14 protein-coding genes are annotated in these 17,003 nt (G+C 55.4%); 12 read left to right on the top strand and 2 right to left on the bottom strand.

Features of this window, described 5'->3' with window-relative positions; all coding sequences use genetic code 11:
- The first annotated feature begins 296 nt into the window (after positions 1 to 296).
- The 8 genes from hemE to ACQZ45_RS17425 all read left to right on the top strand — a co-directional run bounded on the left by hemE (position 297) and on the right by ACQZ45_RS17425 (position 9,043).
- Positions 297 to 1,331: a uroporphyrinogen decarboxylase gene (gene hemE, locus ACQZ45_RS17460; protein WP_113291807.1), complete on the top strand. Its 1,035-nt coding sequence runs from the start codon at positions 297 to 299 to the stop codon at positions 1,329 to 1,331.
- On the top strand, positions 1,328 to 1,873 hold the full coding sequence (gene hemJ / locus ACQZ45_RS17455; protein WP_113291808.1) for a protoporphyrinogen oxidase HemJ: 546 nt from the start codon (positions 1,328 to 1,330) through the stop codon (positions 1,871 to 1,873). The genes hemE and hemJ overlap by 4 nt, the downstream gene beginning before the upstream one ends.
- 185 nt (positions 1,874 to 2,058) lie before the next feature.
- The gene (gene rho, locus ACQZ45_RS17450) at positions 2,059 to 3,324 is read left to right on the top strand and encodes a transcription termination factor Rho (protein ID WP_013637014.1); all 1,266 of its coding nucleotides are present in this window, start codon (positions 2,059 to 2,061) and stop codon (positions 3,322 to 3,324) included.
- A gap of 85 nt (positions 3,325 to 3,409) precedes the next feature.
- Positions 3,410 to 4,741, top strand: coding sequence for a tRNA uridine-5-carboxymethylaminomethyl(34) synthesis GTPase MnmE (mnmE, locus tag ACQZ45_RS17445; RefSeq protein ID WP_162736199.1), 1,332 nt, complete (start codon positions 3,410 to 3,412; stop codon positions 4,739 to 4,741).
- Positions 4,742 to 4,803: 62 nt separating this feature from the next.
- Complete coding sequence (gene mnmG / locus ACQZ45_RS17440; RefSeq protein WP_113291810.1) at positions 4,804 to 6,687, top strand: tRNA uridine-5-carboxymethylaminomethyl(34) synthesis enzyme MnmG; 1,884 nt, start codon at positions 4,804 to 4,806, stop codon at positions 6,685 to 6,687.
- An 11-nt stretch (positions 6,688 to 6,698) separates the two neighbouring features.
- The gene (gene rsmG, locus ACQZ45_RS17435) at positions 6,699 to 7,316 is read left to right on the top strand and encodes a 16S rRNA (guanine(527)-N(7))-methyltransferase RsmG (protein WP_113291811.1); all 618 of its coding nucleotides are present in this window, start codon (positions 6,699 to 6,701) and stop codon (positions 7,314 to 7,316) included.
- Positions 7,317 to 7,335: 19 nt separating this feature from the next.
- Complete coding sequence (locus tag ACQZ45_RS17430) at positions 7,336 to 8,130, top strand: ParA family protein (RefSeq protein WP_003516382.1); 795 nt, start codon at positions 7,336 to 7,338, stop codon at positions 8,128 to 8,130.
- Positions 8,131 to 8,161: 31 nt separating this feature from the next.
- Complete coding sequence (locus tag ACQZ45_RS17425) at positions 8,162 to 9,043, top strand: ParB/RepB/Spo0J family partition protein (RefSeq protein ID WP_003516383.1); 882 nt, start codon at positions 8,162 to 8,164, stop codon at positions 9,041 to 9,043.
- A gap of 62 nt (positions 9,044 to 9,105) precedes the next feature.
- On the opposite strand, the gene ACQZ45_RS17420 is transcribed toward ACQZ45_RS17425, so the two are convergent.
- Positions 9,106 to 9,306, bottom strand: coding sequence for a DUF1674 domain-containing protein (locus ACQZ45_RS17420; RefSeq protein ID WP_003516384.1), 201 nt, complete (start codon positions 9,304 to 9,306; stop codon positions 9,106 to 9,108).
- A gap of 119 nt (positions 9,307 to 9,425) precedes the next feature.
- Here ACQZ45_RS17420 and htpX point away from each other — a divergent pair, with 119 nt between their 5' ends.
- From htpX to purH, 4 genes are all read left to right on the top strand, one after another.
- Positions 9,426 to 10,391 (top strand): zinc metalloprotease HtpX, encoded by a 966-nt coding sequence (htpX, locus tag ACQZ45_RS17415; RefSeq protein ID WP_065662925.1) that lies wholly within the window; start codon positions 9,426 to 9,428, stop codon positions 10,389 to 10,391.
- On the top strand, positions 10,388 to 11,773 hold the full coding sequence (locus ACQZ45_RS17410) for an RsmB/NOP family class I SAM-dependent RNA methyltransferase (RefSeq protein ID WP_113291812.1): 1,386 nt from the start codon (positions 10,388 to 10,390) through the stop codon (positions 11,771 to 11,773). The genes htpX and ACQZ45_RS17410 overlap by 4 nt, the downstream gene beginning before the upstream one ends.
- Positions 11,774 to 11,924: 151 nt before the next feature.
- Positions 11,925 to 13,565: a heparinase II/III family protein gene (locus ACQZ45_RS17405; RefSeq protein ID WP_080581008.1), complete on the top strand. Its 1,641-nt coding sequence runs from the start codon at positions 11,925 to 11,927 to the stop codon at positions 13,563 to 13,565.
- Positions 13,566 to 13,718: 153 nt separating this feature from the next.
- Entirely contained in the window at positions 13,719 to 15,335 is a 1,617-nt protein-coding gene (purH, locus tag ACQZ45_RS17400; protein WP_013637005.1) for a bifunctional phosphoribosylaminoimidazolecarboxamide formyltransferase/IMP cyclohydrolase, read from the top strand.
- 94 nt (positions 15,336 to 15,429) lie between these two features.
- On the opposite strand, the gene ACQZ45_RS17395 is transcribed toward purH, so the two are convergent.
- Positions 15,430 to 16,962, bottom strand: coding sequence for a UxaA family hydrolase (locus ACQZ45_RS17395; RefSeq protein ID WP_003516393.1), 1,533 nt, complete (start codon positions 16,960 to 16,962; stop codon positions 15,430 to 15,432).
- Between the last annotated feature and the right edge of the window lie 41 nt (positions 16,963 to 17,003).

Genomic DNA, 17,003 nt, shown 5'->3' with positions numbered 1-17,003 from the left:
TGCTATCAGGCATGCCTGTGAATTGTCTGGAAACTCTGAACTTGTTCAAAACTGTCCACAGATGATCCACAGGCAACGGCTTCAGAGGATAGAACTTAAATAGCTGAAACTATTATATAAATATCTATTATCCCATTTATTGCGATGAAGCGATGAAATGCCGTGTTCAGTTCTTGGCGCTTACACCCGACTGCGGCATATCGACTGGAAAGATTTTAATCCTTGCTACTCACCGACTCTAAGAAATAGAAAATCTTTTAAATCTCTTAGATTTTATTTTTTGGAAGTTGGGTGGCATGAGCGAGCGTAAGGTTTTAAAGGTGTTGAACGGGCAGACGGTCACACCTCCGCCCATATGGCTGATGCGGCAGGCAGGGCGTTACCTTCCGGAGTACAGGGAAACGCGAAAGAACGCCGGCAGTTTCCTCGATCTCTGTTATAATCCCGAACTGGCAACCGAAGTGACCCTTCAGCCCATTCGCCGGTTCGGTCTTGATGCAGCTATCCTCTTTTCCGATATTCTGGTGATACCGGATGGGCTTGATCGCAATGTTTCCTTCAGCGAGGGAAAGGGTCCGGCCATGGATCCGATCGACGCGGATGGCGTCGACAGGCTGGATGCGAGCAATGTCATTGCGCATCTTTCGCCCGTTTTCGAAACCGTCTCACGCTTGCGCCAGACCTTACCGGATGAGACGACGCTTCTCGGTTTTTGCGGTGCGCCCTGGACGGTTGCAACCTACATGATTGCCGGCCACGGAACGCCTGATCAGGCGCCGGCGCGGTTGTTCGGTTATCGGGAGCCGGCAGCCATGGAAAAGCTTCTTGCCTTGCTGGCTGAGGTTTCCGCCGACTACCTTGTGGCGCAGATTGATGCCGGGGCCGATGCGGTGCAGATTTTCGATTCCTGGGCCGGGGTGCTCGGCGAGAAGGAATTCGAGGAATATGCGGTAAAACCCGTCGCCCGTATCATCGCTTCGGTGCGCGCTCGCCGCCCCTCCGCGAAGATCATCGCCTTTGCCAAAGGGGCCGGTTATCTTTTGAAGGATTATCGCCGCAAAACGGGCGCAGACGCCATCGGCCTCGACTGGTCGGTGCCACTCGGTTTCGCAAGGGACTTGCAGAAGGAAGGCCCGGTACAGGGCAATCTGGACCCCATGCTGATGGTGGCGGGTGGCAAGGCTCTGGAGGACGGTATCGACGCTGTGCTGCAGGCTCTGGGCCAGGGCCCGCTGATCTTCAATCTCGGCCATGGCATCACGCCGCAGGCCGATCCGGAAAACGTTGCAAGGCTGGTGCAGCGGGTGCGTGCCGGCGGAGCCGGGGCATGAGCGGCGAGAAGCAGACCTCCGCCCGCTCAGGAAACAGGGCTGCCCTTCGCGCAGGTATGGCGCTCGGTGTCTTTGGCGCTTTTGTCGCTTTGTTGTTTTACGCCGATCCGGCCGATCTCTATCTCTGGATCAAGGCGCTTCATATCATCGCGGTGATTTCCTGGATGGCGGCGATTTTTTACCTGCCGCGCCTGTTCATTTACCACACCGATGCACCCACCGGTTCGCAGCAATCCGAAACCTTCAAGGTGATGGAACAGCGGTTGATCAAGGTCATCATGAACCCGGCGATGATGATCAGCTGGATATTGGGGCTTTATCTCGCATGGTCGGTTTATGGTTTTTCCGGCGGCTGGCTACATGCGAAAATCGCACTGGTGGTGCTTCTAACCATCGCCCATGTCTATTTCACCCGCAGTGCCAAACGGTTCGCCCGGGATGAAAATATCAGGCCTGCCCGTCACTGGCGGTTGATGAACGAGGTTCCGACGGTACTGATGATCCTTATAGTCATACTTGTGGTTGTGAAACCCTTCGGTTAAGAGGTCGCACCGATAAATTTCGCGGAATTCGTGCTTTCCTCTTGCAGTAGCCCTATTCAATCGCTATTTTCGGACCACTCATCTCGTGGCATGTGAATTATTCAGTCATCTGCGGCTTCTCCCTCAGCATCTGATTCGCGAACACGCCCTCCCCCGACATTACATTATCAAACGGTCTTTCCTTCATGGCTGAAATGAAGCTTCAGGAACTTAAGAGCAAATCGCCTACCGACTTGCTAACTTTTGCTGAATCCCTGGAAGTTGAAAATGCGAGCACCATGCGCAAGCAGGAGCTTATGTTCGCAATCCTCAAGGTTCTCGCGAGCCAGGACATCGAAATTATCGGCGAAGGCGTCGTTGAAGTCCTGCAGGACGGTTTCGGTTTTCTACGGTCCGCAAATGCAAATTATCTGCCGGGTCCGGACGATATCTACATTTCGCCCTCGCAAATTCGCCGTTTCTCTCTGAAGACCGGCGATACTGTTGAGGGGCCGATCCGTGGACCCAAGGAAGGCGAACGTTATTTCGCGCTTCTCAAAGTCAACACGATCAACTTTGACGATCCTGAAAAGATCCGTCACAAGGTTCACTTCGATAACCTGACGCCGCTTTATCCGAATGAGCGGTTCAAGATGGAGCTGGAGCTTCCGACATCGAAGGATCTGTCGTCGCGTGTGATCGATCTGGTCGCGCCACTTGGCAAGGGCCAGCGTGGATTGATCGTCGCGCCGCCGCGTACCGGTAAAACTGTTCTCTTGCAGAACATCGCGCATTCCATCACGGCTAACCATCCTGAATGTTACCTGATCGTGCTTCTGATCGACGAACGTCCGGAAGAAGTCACCGACATGCAGCGCTCGGTCAAGGGTGAGGTGGTGTCGTCAACCTTCGACGAACCAGCTGTACGCCACGTCCAGGTGGCCGAAATGGTCATCGAAAAGGCGAAGCGCCTTGTCGAACATGGCCGCGACGTCGTTATCCTGCTCGATTCCATCACCCGCCTCGGCCGAGCTTATAACACGGTCGTTCCGTCTTCCGGCAAGGTCCTGACCGGTGGTGTGGATGCCAACGCGTTGCAGCGGCCGAAGCGTTTCTTCGGTGCCGCACGTAACATCGAAGAAGGTGGTTCGCTGACGATTATCGCGACCGCGCTGATCGACACCGGCAGCCGCATGGACGAAGTCATCTTTGAAGAATTCAAGGGTACGGGTAACTCGGAAATCGTGCTTGACCGTAAGGTCGCTGACAAGCGTATCTTCCCGGCACTCGATATTCTCAAGTCCGGTACACGTAAGGAAGACCTGCTCGTGCCGCGTCAGGATCTCCAGAAGATTTTCGTGCTTCGCCGCATTCTCGCGCCGATGGGAACGATGGATGCCATCGAGTTCCTGATCGACAAGTTGAAGCAGACCAAGACCAATTCGGATTTCTTCGAATCGATGAATACCTGATCCGGAGTTTTACCGGTCCCATCGACAAAGCTTTAAAGCCGCATCCGTTCATTCGGATGCGGCTTGACTGTTTTAACCGAGGTGAATGATGCCAGCTTCCGCCGATACCATTTATGCGCTCTCCAGTGGAGCATTGCCGGCCGGCGTCGCAATTATCAGGATTAGTGGGCCCGGCGCGTTCCAAGCCTTTGTCGCGTTGACCGGTCGTGACCTTCCCGCACCGCGGCAGGCGGTTCTATGTTCGATTCGAAACCGAAACAATGAGATCATCGACCAGGCGCTGATGATCGTTTTCCCTGCACCAAATTCCTTTACGGGTGAGAACTGCATCGAAATCCACAGCCACGGAAGCCGTGCGGTTGTCGCATCAATTTTTGCCGAGCTCGAACTGCTCGAAGGATTTCGGCCTGCGGATGCCGGCGAGTTCTCCCGCCGTGCGTTTGAAAACGGCAAGATGGATCTTCTCGAAATCGAAGGTCTGGCTGATCTGCTGCAGGCTGAAACGGAGATGCAGCGGCGGCTAGCGGTTGAGCAGAGCACTGGTAAGCTGTCAGCGCTCTACGATGGCTGGGCAGGCCGGTTGACGCGTGCTCGCGCCCTGATCGAGGCAGAGCTGGATTTCGCCGACGAGGAAGATGTGCCGGATTCAGTTGCCGCGCAGGTGTGGGACGCGATGATGCAACTTCATAGCGAAATCACCAGCCATCTCCAGAACGGCGGAAGCAGTGAGATTATTCGTGACGGGTTCAAGGTGGCGCTGGTAGGGGAGCCTAACGCTGGCAAGTCCACGCTTCTTAATGCTCTGAGCGGCCGTGACGTTGCTATTGTCACTGACATTGCTGGTACGACCAGAGACGTGCTGAGCGTCGATATTAATCTCGACGGTTACCTGGTCCGCATATTCGATACGGCCGGAATTCGGGAGACGCAGGATGTGGTCGAAAAGGAAGGCGTAAGGCGGGCCGTTCTGACAGCGGAAACCGCGGATTTTATTTTGGTATTGCAAGATAACGATTCGACTCCGAAACAATCGATCATTTCGCTGGAAAATGCTCGCCATTTGCATCTACGGACAAAAACCGCGATTTCCTCTTCTACAGTTGACGCTGTTTTTGATCTCGCCATCTCCGCCAGGGAAGGCGTCGGTCTCGACGAATTGCGTCTATTGATCAAGCGAGAGATTGAAAGCAGGGTTGGTGTTGCACAGACATTGGTCCCTGCCCGCGCCCGGCACAAAAAACGACTTGAAGAGACGCTGAACTATGTTAGTGATGCGCTCAATTCCGAGACCACGGACCTTGCGATAAGGTCGGAATATTTGAGACTCGCAGCAACATCGCTTGGACGCATTACTGGCCGCGTCGATGTGGAAGATTTGCTAGGCGTGATCTTCTCGGAATTCTGCATAGGAAAATGATTCACGTGAAACATTGGTGGCCAATACGGCAAAGCCGATGATTTGGGATAAGGCGCGGAGATATGCACCAGTCATTTGATGTCATTGTTATCGGTGGTGGACATGCCGGCAGCGAAGCTGCGGCGGCCGCTGCGCGACATGGCGCTAAAACCGCTCTCGTTACCCATAAGCGAGAGACTATTGGGGTGATGTCCTGTAACCCGGCAATCGGTGGTCTCGGTAAGGGACACCTGGTCCGCGAAATAGATGCGCTGGACGGTTTGATGGGCCGGGTTGCTGATGCAGCGGGAATTCAATTCCGTATGCTCAATCGCAAAAAAGGCCCCGCCGTCCGCGGGCCGCGCACGCAGGCTGATCGGCGGCTTTATCGCGAGGCAATGCAGCGGGAAATCAATACGATTGAAAACCTGACTATTATTGAGGGTGATGCTTTCGATATTGAAATGGCGGATGATAAGGTCTCCGCCGTAATCATGGCAAACGGTAGCCGGATTCCTTGTGGTGCTGTTGTGTTGACGAGCGGCACTTTTCTACGCGGCCTTATTCATATCGGCTCCGAAAAGATTCCCGCAGGCCGGGTTGGTGAAAAGCCGTCTGTCGGTCTTTCCGAAACACTTGCCCGCCTCGGCCTTGCCATGGGGCGATTGAAGACTGGCACCCCTGCCCGTCTTGATGGTCGCACGATCGATTGGGAAGGCGTGGATCGGCAAGCGGCCGATGAAGATCCCGTTCCGTTCTCCTTTATGACGGATCGCATTGTCAATCCACAGATCGAATGCGGCGTAACCCGAACGACGCCGGCCGGACACAAGATCATTCAGGATAATATTCATCTGTCAGCGATGTATTCGGGACAGATCGAGGGTGTTGGTCCGCGCTATTGTCCGTCGATTGAAGACAAGATTACACGCTTCGGTGAACGGGACGGTCATCAGATATTTCTGGAACCAGAAGGCCTTGATGACCACACAATTTATCCAAATGGAATTTCGACGTCGCTTCCTGCCTCAGTTCAGGAGCAGTTTATCCGCACGATCCCCGGCCTTGAGCAAGTCAACATCATTCAGCCCGGCTACGCGATTGAATATGACTATGTCGATCCGCGTGAGCTGAAGCCTTCTCTGGAATGCCGGAAAATTCCGGGATTGTTCCTGGCAGGGCAGATCAATGGCACGACGGGTTATGAAGAGGCAGGTGCCCAGGGTCTGGTTGCCGGATTGAATGCGTCGCTATATGCAGGCGACGCAGACCCTATCCATTTCAGTCGTACCGAATCCTATATCGGTGTGATGATCGACGATCTCACCTCCAAGGGTGTCAGCGAACCCTATCGCATGTTTACGTCAAGAGCCGAATATCGGCTTTCACTTCGCGTTGACAACGCTGATCTGCGACTTACACCTATTGGTCAGATGGCCGGCATTATCGGGCATGACCGCCAAAAACGCTTCGCAGATTTTATCTCCGATCTGGATCGGGGTCGCGAGCTGATGAAGAGCATTTCCATCAGTCCCTCCCAGGCTGCTAAACAGGGATTGAAACTCAACCAGGACGGTCAGCGTCGTTCGGTTTATGAAATGCTCGCCTACCCCGATATCACAATGGAAACTCTTACCGCTCATTGGCCGGAACTACGGGCGCTTAATACCAAGGTCGCTGAGGTTTTGGAAATAGAAGCGAGTTACGCTGTCTATATGCAGCGCCAAAGCGCGGATATTGTCGATATCAAGCGCGATGAAGACAGAAAAATTCCCAATGATTTCGATTTTCAGTCTTTGTCCGGTCTCTCCAACGAACTGAAACAAAAGCTGGAAAAGGCACGTCCAGAGAACATTGCCCAGGCTGCGCGTGTTGACGGTATGACACCTGCTGCGATATCGCTGCTTCTCGCACTTCTGCGGAAAGGCTCCGCATCAGGAAGTGAAAAATTGCGCGTGCACCAATAGCGAGTCGGACCATGAAGATAAACGGCCAGAGTGTTTCACGTGAAACACAGGAGAGGCTCGAACATTTCGTCGAGCTTTTCAAGAAGTGGAACAAAACCACAAATCTGGTTGCGCCTTCGACTCTCACTGAGCTCTGGAGCCGGCATGTGGCGGACAGTGCACAGATATTTCAGCTCGCCCCTCAACCGCAAAAATGGATTGATCTGGGAAGCGGCGGCGGTTTTCCGGGCGTCATTACAGCGATTTTTCTCGCGGAACTGGGTGATGGTTGGGTCGATCTGGTAGAGAGCAACAATAAAAAGGCTGCGTTTTTGCGAATTGCGCTGAAGGAAACCGGCGCAAGAGGCGCGGTTCATCCAGTCAGAATTGAAAAAGCGCCTGAAACCGTTGAAAATTGCGATGCGATTTCGGCGAGAGCCCTCGCCGAGATGAATTTACTTTTCGAATATATTTACCCGTGGGCGCAGAATAATCCAAATCTCAGGGCATATTTCAATAAAGGCAGGGATTATGAATCCGAACTGCAGAAAGCGCATGGCCGCTGGCAGTTTGATCTGATAAAACACCAGAGTGCCATTGAGGCAGATTCTGTTGTTCTTGAAATCAGTAACCTCACTAAGAGGCACTGACGAGCTGGTCAGGTGCGGTATGACTTCTGAAAAAAACCGGATTATCGCAGTCGCAAACCAGAAGGGTGGCGTTGGCAAAACAACGACGGCCATCAATCTGGCTACTGCATTGGCGGCTATTGGTGAGCGGGTGCTGATCATTGATCTTGATCCGCAGGGTAATGCCAGCACAGGTTTGGGAATCGACCGCAAAGAGCGCAAGCTTTCTTCCTATGATCTTCTGGTGGGTGATCATAACGTTGCCGAAGTTGCGGTTCCGACAGCAGTTCCGAACCTCGATATCGTCCCGTCAACGATGGATCTTCTGGGCTTTGAGATGCAGGTTGCGAATGTTGCCAACCGCGTCTTTCTGTTGCGTACCGCCATGGAGACGCAGGAAGCCAGAGACTATTCCTATATTTTGGTAGATTGCCCGCCCTCTTTTAATCTTTTGACGATGAATGCCATGACCGCCGCCCATTCGGTGCTGGTACCGTTGCAGTGCGAGTTCTTTGCGCTGGAAGGCCTCAGTCAGCTGCTGGATACGGTTAGCCAGATACGCGGCTCCGTCAATCCGCAGCTTGATATTCAGGGTATCGTTCTCACGATGTTCGATGCGCGCAACAATCTTGCGCAGCAGGTGGTTTCCGATGTGCGGATGCATCTGGGAGAAAAGGTTTACCACACTCTCATTCCGCGCAATGTTCGGGTTTCCGAAGCGCCGTCTTATGGTAAACCGGCAATTCTTTATGATCTGAAATGCGCTGGCAGCCAGGCTTATTTGCAATTGGCTTCCGAAGTGATCCAGAGAGAGCGTCTGCGCAAGGCGGCCTGACGTTTTGCCGGAGTATATGGAGTAATATCTTATGAGTGATGATCTTTCCAAGCGTCGACTCGGACGCGGTCTCGCGGCGTTGATCGGCGAAATGGATCAGCCTGTGCCGGTGGGTGAACCGCAGCGCGCCGTTAGTGCGGATCGCGCCATCCCGATCGAGTTCATCGCTCGCAGCCAGAGAAACCCACGTCGACACTTTGACGAAAATGAGTTGCAGGATCTTGCCTCGTCCATTCGTCAGCACGGGATTGTTCAGCCTGTGGTCGTGCGAACGATTGGCGTCAACCGCTACGAGATAATCGCTGGTGAACGGCGCTGGCGCGCGGCACAGCTGGCCGGTTTTACGGACGTTCCTGTCATCGTTCGGGATGTAGATGACCGAACGGCTCTGGAGCTGGCTATCGTCGAAAACGTCCAGCGTTCCGATCTCAATCCGCTTGAAGAAGCGATGGGCTATGAGCAGTTGATCGCCGAACATGGCTACACTCAGAACGACCTCGGTGAAATCATCGGCAAGAGCCGAAGCCATGTTGCAAACAGCCTTCGTCTTTTGAAACTTCCCGATCCGGTTCGGGACATGTTGGCGGATGGTTCGCTTTCCGCTGGCCATGCGCGCGCACTTGTTTCCACTTCCGATCCGTCAGGTCTGGCTCGGACTATCGTTTCCAAGGGTCTTTCGGTGCGTGATGCCGAGCGCCTGGCGCAAAACGACATCAAGTCGCAGGGTGACGTTTTGGAGAAGCGGCCTTCGCCTGAGAAGGATTCCGATACGGTCGCGCTTGAACGCAGCCTCTCGGATGCTCTCGGTCTGGACGTGAAGATCAGCCACAAAGGCGGATCGGGACAAATCCGCATCGGATACCGCACGCTAGAGCAGCTGGAAGCCGTGTGCCGCCTTCTAGAGCAAAAATAAGCAAGTATCGGTTTTAATTGATAAAATACCCGCGTTTAGCGGGTATTTTTATGCTGTGGTGCTCAAAAGTCGATAGCGCGGCCGTTTATTTCGTAGTCACCGAAACGAACAGGTTCCGCGCCGCCGCGACCGCCGGTTTCCTGCGGCAATTGAAGATCCGCCTGTTGTTTGCGCCGTTCTTCCGCTTCCTTCAACGCACGTTCCGCCGCCGGCGAAAGCCGCTTGAGCATTTCTGCGCCGTTGTCATTATCCGCATCCTGCATGAGTAATCCTCCCTATGACGGGATATTGAAATATGTTTGCCGTTCACCAGATTATATAAACAGATGGGCTTTATAAACCCCGGAATATTTCCTGAGTGGTAACAAGGAGAATTTGACATATGAACATGATGCGCACGGCAATGCTTCTGGCCTTCATGACGGCATTGTTCATGGGTGTCGGTTTTCTGATCGGCGGTAAGGGCGGCATGATGATTGCCTTGCTTATTGCCGCTGGTATGAATCTTTTCTCCTACTGGAATTCGGACAAGATGGTCCTGTCGGCCTATCGTGCACGCGAGATCGATGAGGCGAATGCGCCTGAATTTTTCCACATGATCCGCGATCTCTCGCATAATGCCGATCTTCCGATGCCCAAGGTTTATATTTATGACAGCCCGCAGCCGAACGCCTTCGCGACGGGAAGAAACCCGCAGAATGCCGCTGTCGCCGCCTCGACGGGCCTGCTGGAGCGCCTCACCCCTGAAGAAGTGGCTGGTGTCATGGCGCATGAGCTGGCCCATGTGCAGAACCGAGATACGCTAACGATGACTGTGACCGCGACGCTGGCAGGCGCCATCTCGATGCTCGGCAACTTCGCGTTTTTCTTTGGTGGCAATCGTGAAAACAACAATAATCCGCTGGGCTTTATCGGCGTACTGGTTGCGATGATCGTGGCGCCGCTCGCCGCGATGCTGGTGCAGATGGCCATTAGCCGTACGCGAGAATATTCTGCCGACCGGCGGGGAGCGGAAATTTGCGGCAATCCGCTCTGGCTCGCTTCGGCACTGCAGAAAATTTCGGGCATGGCGCAGAGCATTCATAATGAGGATGCGGAGCGTAACCCGGCGACGGCGCATATGTTCATCATCAATCCCCTGTCCGGTGAGCGCATGGACAACCTGTTTTCTACGCATCCGAATACGGAAAACCGGGTGGCGGCACTTCACGCCATGGCGCAGGAGTTTTCCCCGCGAGGATCGACGCGAACGCCATCGGGTGATAGACCTCAGCGCAAATCAGGCTCCGTTCCCAATACGGGCTGGGGACGAGGCAAAGAAAACGAGCGCAAGGGACCGTGGTCTTGACATCCGATACTCAAAATAAGCCGTCGCGGTCTAAAAAACCGGGACAGGACCATGCAAGGGGCCGCGAAGACGGCCCTTCGTCTTTCCAGGATAAACCCGGCCTTGCTGCACGCGTTGCCGCAACCCGCATTCTGGCGGCCGTTCTGGAAAAGAAAACCTCGCTGGACGGTATGCTGGACAGCGAAAACGGCAATCCCGTCTATCGCGTGCTATCCCTTGCGGACCGGGCGCTGGTGAGAGCGATCGTCAACAGCGCGCTTCGCCACCTTCCGCGTATCGAAGCCGCCTTGTCGATGCTGCTTGACGGACCGTTGCCGCAGGGCGCCCGGTCGCTTCATCACGTCCTTGTCGTTGGTGCAGCGCAAGTGCTTCACCTCGATGTCCCCGATCATTCTGCGGTCGATCTTGCCGTGGAACAGGCACACCGCGATCCGCGCAACAGACGTTTTGCCAAGCTGGTGAATGCCGTCCTCAGGCGATTGGGCCGGGAAAAAGCAGAAATCGAAAAGGCGATCGCGGATGTGCCCGTGCTGCCGGACTGGTTCTACGCTCGGCTTGTTTCGGCTTATGGAGATGAGGTTGCCAAACGGATTTCCGAAGCGCAGCTGACGCCCTCTTCCATCGATCTCACGGTGAAGAAGGATCCGGCTGTCTGGGCGGAAAAGCTGGGCGGTACGGTTTTGCCAAATGGCAGTGTCCGTCTCGGTGAATTTGAAGGCCAGATTCCCTCGCTTGAAGGCTTTGCCGAGGGTGCCTGGTGGGTTCAGGATCTCGCGGCCAGCATGCCTGTGAAGCTGATGGGCGATATTTCCGGAAAACGTGTTGCCGATCTCTGTGCAGCTCCGGGCGGCAAGACTGCCCAGCTCGCGCTTGCCGGCGCGAAGGTGACTGCCCTGGACCAGTCCGGCAATCGTCTTCGCCGCCTCAGGGAAAATCTCGACCGGCTTGGTCTTCACGCCGAAACCGTTGAAGCCAATATGCTGAAGTACCAGCCGGAACAGCTTTTCGACGCCGTTCTTCTGGATGCCCCCTGCTCGTCTACCGGCACGTTGCGTAAACATCCCGATGTCTGCTGGACGAAGGACGAGAATGATATTGCCAAGCTTGCCGCTCTTCAGGGACAGATGTTGCGACACGCGCTCACGCTGGTGGGAGCTGGCGGCATTGTGGTGTTTTCCAATTGCTCGCTCGATCCCTCTGAAGGGGAAGCGATGATTGCAAAGGTCCTGGCGGAAAACCCGGACTTCGAGCGTGTTGCCGTTCGCAAGGACGATTGGCCAGGAATGGAAGCCGCCGTCACTGCCGAAGGCGATCTTCGTACAACGCCGGATATGTTCGGCGGCATCGACGGGTTTTTTAGCAGTGTCTTGCGTAAGAAGTAGAAAAAAGCCAAGCTTCCGCGAATCATTGGATAATTGCCGATACGTTCCGATCATCACGGTTCACTCATAAAAACAAAACATGTGAAACGGGAAACACAGCTTGTCAGGGTCCTTTGCAGGCAGCATCAATGCCGCCGGTCTTCTCTCGCGGATGGCGTATCGTCATCTGTGTGTGGGCCTTGCTCCTTTGCGCCTGCGCATATCCCGGTTTGCCAATCGCGTTCCCGATGGTCTGGTGGCGGCGCCGACTGATCTGAGGGCAATCGATCCGTATTTTGCCGAGGAATTGCTGCGGGGCCGGATTGCGCTCGCCGGCCGCGTCGTCGAAACCGGCGGTCTATCGCCATTTCAGGTGGACTATCCTTCGCTGGTTTTTGAAGAGCGGCTGCATGCATTTGGCTGGCTGCGGCATATCCGTTCCGATAGATCGAGTGAGGCAAGCAAGCGGGCGCGCCGTATCGTCGCCGAATGGATGACTATTCACGGCAAGCGGGTTGCGGGGATTGCCTGGTCTCCGGAGATCGCGGCACAGAGGCTGATTGCCTGGCTGTCCCATTCTCCCGTCGTTTTACATGAGGCCGATGCGGGTTTTTATCGTCGTTTCCTGAAAAGTCTTGCGTTTCACGTGCGTTATCTCGACAGGATCGTCAAACATGCGCCGGATGGCGAAGCGAGGCTGCGGATCAGGATTGCGCTGGCCGTCGCGTCCATCGCCATGCCGACCCGCCTTTCCCATATTACTCGGCACGGAATGAAGCTGGCGCAGGAAATGGAACGCCAGATTCTTCCAGATGGCGGGCATGTTTCCCGCAATCCGAGGGTCATGCTGGATTTGCTGCTCGATCTTTTGCCGCTTAGGCAAAGCTACATCAATCTCGGTCACGATCTGCCCTCGGGGCTGGTGCCGGCGATTGACAGGATGTTTCCGGCCATCCGGTTTTTCCGCCACCAGGGCGGTGATCTGGCGCTGTTCAATGGCGCCACCGCCACGCTTGCCAATGAACTTGTGTCGGTACTTCGTTATGATGAGACAGCCGGCCGGCCGTCCAAAATGCTGCCGGATGTCAATTATCATCGTCTTGCAACCGATGAGACGGTCATCATCGTCGATACTGGTCATCCAGGCTCGGCGGAGCTTTCGCGTAACGCCCATTCGGGCTGCCTGTCCTTTGAGATGTCCTGTGGCAAGAGCCGGTTCATCGTCAATTCGGGCTTCCCGAAAAACGCAGCACCCGAATATCAGCGGGCGAGCCGCTCGACGGCGGCCCATTCAACGGTCACGCTCGCCGACACGTCGTCTTGCAGACTTTCCCGCTCGAGACTGCTCGGGCCGATCATGATTTCCGGTGTCAGTCAGGTGGAGAGCCGCCGCGGAACGGATGCAAATGGCAATGATGTCCTGTGGGCGTCGCATGACGGTTATTTGCAGAATTTCGGTTGCTATCACGATCGGGAAATTGAGCTGAATGTTGCCGGTACGAAGATAAAGGGCCGTGATCTGCTTCGTGCCGACGAGAATGTGGTGAAGGCGCAATTGCAATCCATATCGGCTGTATCGCGGTTCCATATCCACCCCCACATCCAGCTATATCAACAGGACGAGGAGTCGGTTTATCTGGAGGCAGCGGATGGAACGACCTGGCTGTTTTCGGCGCCGGGACTGGAGCTTTTCGTGACCGAGGATGTTTTTATGGCGGATGCATCCGGCATGCGGCCTTCGCAGCAGATCGAGCTGCCATTCAATCTGGCGAATACTCGGGAAATCCGCTGGATCATCGAACGCAAGGCGTAGAGGATTCCTGGCGAGTTTCAGGCAAAAACCGCCATAGTTTTCGCCGTTCCGCGTCCCCGCTGTTTATTAATATGGCAAGCTGTGTTAACGCGGCGGCAATTGCTGGATCAATCCCAGTCCAGCCTGTCCTCCCCGTTAAACGGAGTATGCCCGATGGCTGTCGTTTCCAAAAAAATCCCCGCTCCCGATAAAGTCAAAATCCGTACAGCCCTTCTTTCCGTTTCTGACAAGACGGACATTATCGAGCTGGCGACTGTCCTGTCCAAGCTTGGCGTCAAGCTGCTGTCGACGGGTGGCACGGCAAAGGCCATCGCTGACGCGGGACTGCCGGTAACGGATGTTTCCGATGTGACCAATTTCCCGGAAATTATGGATGGTCGCGTCAAGACCCTGCATCCCAACGTGCATGGTGGACTTCTGGCTATCCGGGATGATGCTGATCACGTCGAGGCAATGAAGGCTCACGGTATCGAGGCGATCGATCTCTCCGTCATCAATCTCTATCCCTTCGAGGAGGTTCGCGCCAAGGGTGGCGACTACCCCACGACGGTCGAGAATATCGATATTGGCGGCCCGGCAATGATCCGCGCTTCGGCCAAGAACCACGCCTATGTCACTGTTGTCACCGATCCGTCCGACTACCCTGCGCTGGTGGAAGCCCTGCAGGCCGATGACGGTCAAACCTCCTACGCGCTGCGCCAGACCTTCGCCGCCAAGGCATATGCCCGCACCGCCGCTTATGATGCGGTGATTTCCAACTGGTTTGCTGAGGCGCTGGCTATCGAAACGCCGGATTATCGTGCCATCGGCGGTGCGCTGAAGGAAAAAATGCGTTACGGCGAGAACCCGCACCAGAGCGCCGGTTTTTACCTGACCGGCGAAAAGCGCCCCGGTGTTTCCACGGCGACGCTTCTTCAGGGCAAGCAGCTTTCCTATAACAACATCAATGATACGGATGCAGCCTACGAGCTGGTAGCGGAATTCCTGCCGGAAAATGCGCCGGCTGTAGCGATCATCAAACACGCCAACCCCTGTGGTGTTGCGACGGGTCCCACACTTGCAGAAGCCTACCGGCGCGCGCTGGCATGCGATTCCGTTTCGGCCTTTGGCGGCGTCATCGCCTTGAACCGCACGCTCGATGCGGAAACGGCAGAAGAGATCGTCAAGCTCTTCACCGAAGTCATCATTGCACCCGATGTGACGGAAGAGGCAAAGTCCATTATCGCCCGCAAGCCCAATCTGCGACTGCTGGCAGCTGGTGGCCTGCCAGATCCGCGCGCTGCCGGCATTACGGCCAAGACGGTTTCCGGCGGTCTTCTGGTTCAGAGCCGTGACAACGGCATGGTCGAGGATCTGGAACTGAAGGTGGTCACCAAGCGTGTGCCGACACCTCAGGAACTTGAAGACATGAAGTTCGCCTTCAAGATTGCCAAGCACGTAAAGTCCAATGCGGTGATCTATGCCAAGGACGGCCAGACGGCAGGTATCGGCGCCGGACAGATGAGCCGGGTGGATTCCGCCCGTATCGCCGCCCAGAAGGCGGAAGATGCGGCCAAGGCACTCGGCCTTGCTGAGCCGCTGACGCGCGGCTCTGCTGTGGCTTCTGAAGCGTTTTATCCCTTCGCCGATGGTTTGCTTGCAGCTATTGCAGCAGGTGCCACCGCAGTCATTCAGCCTGGTGGTTCCATGCGCGACCAGGACGTGATCGATGCGGCCAATGAGCACAATGTGGCGATGGTCTTTACCGGCATGCGTCACTTCCGCCATTAAGCAGAAACGGCGCACAGAATTTAAAAGGCCCGGAAAGTGATTTCCGGGCCTTTTGTTTCACGTGGGACAGTCCGATGCACATATTGGAAGCGGGTCAGGTAACCGCGCCCACCTGCCACGGCACAAATTCATTGTCGCCGTAGTCGTAAATCTCACTGACGGTCTTGTCTCCCGAAGCGACTGCAAGAATGTGCTCGAAAATTCGTTTGCCGGATTCCTCGATGGTTTCCGCGCCGGTAACGATCTCGCCGCAGTTGAGGTCCATGTCTTCCTTCATGTGTTCATACATTTCGGAATTGGTGGCAATCTTGATGCAGGGTGCCGGCTTGAATCCCGATACGGAGCCGCGGCCGGTGGTGAAACAGATGACGTTACAGCCGCCGGCGACCTGGCCGGTGACGGCAACAGGATCGTAACCGGGCGTATCCATGAAGACGAAGCCCTGCTCAGTAACGGTTTCCGCGAATTCGTAGACCGCTTTCAGTGGCATGGAGCCACCTTTGGCCACTGCGCCCAGCGATTTTTCCAGAATGGTGGTCAGTCCACCAAGCTTGTTGCCGTGCGATGGGTTGTTGTTCAGCTCATCGCCGTTGCGAGCGGTATAATCCCGCCACCAGTCGATGCGCTGCAAAAGCTTTTCGGCAACAGCAGGCGTGACGGCACGCTTCGTCAGCAGGTGTTCAGCACCGTAAATCTCCGGCGTTTCGGCAAGAACCGTTGTACCGCCGTTGCGGACGATGAGGTCTGATGCATATCCCAGGGCCGGGTTTGCCGATATTCCGGAGTAACCATCCGAACCGCCGCATTCTAGCGCGACCTTCAGTTTTGAAAGCGGCTGTTCAGAGCGCTGGGCAGCATTGACCATTGGCAGCATCGCCTTGATCTCGGCAATGGCGGCATCGATCGTTTTGCGTGTGCCGCCGTGCTGCTGGATCGTCATGGTGCGCAGCCGTTCGCCCTCCTCCATCTTGTAATGTTCGAGGATGGGGGCGATCTGGTTGGTCTCACAGCCGAGGCCGATCAGCAGAATACCGCCGAAATTCGGGTGGCGGGCATAACCCTGAATGGTGCGGATCAGAAGACGATAACCTTCCGATTTCGTATTGAGCGCGCAGCCGCCGCCATGGGTCAGTGCCACAACGCCGTCGACATTGTCGAACCCTACAAGGCCGCCCTGCTTGTTGAAATAATCGGCGATGTAACGCGACACGGTGGCGGAACAGTTCACGGATGCGATGACGCCGATGTAGTTGCGTGTGCCAACGCCACCGAGACCCCGGTCAAAACCCTTGAAGGTCCGGCGCTCGCCCTCGGGCAGCATGCCTTTTTCCTCGATATCGACACTGAACTGATGCGTGTGTTCGGAAGGCACCATGGCGAGATTGTGCAGATGCACATGCCGGCCAGGCTCGATATCCTGTGTCGCGATGCCGATCACCTGTCCGTATTTCAGGACCTCGTCTCCGGATCTGATAAACGTCAGGGCCACCTTGTGGCCGCGTCCGATCAGCTCCCGGGCTGTCAGATCGCCTCTGCCCGTCGCACCACCGGCCGGTATCGACCGGCGTGCCACCGCGACATTGTCGTTGGCGTTCAGCAAAATGGTTGCCTCGGAATTCTCACTCACGGGTTTTTCTCCTCCCCGGTACATTGCCTGCTATGTTTTAA

It is taken from the genome of Agrobacterium sp. 16-2014-1-2a (assembly GCF_053522705.1).
The sequence above is the reverse complement of the archived record's forward strand: the minus strand, read 5'-3'. Positions and strand labels throughout refer to the sequence as shown.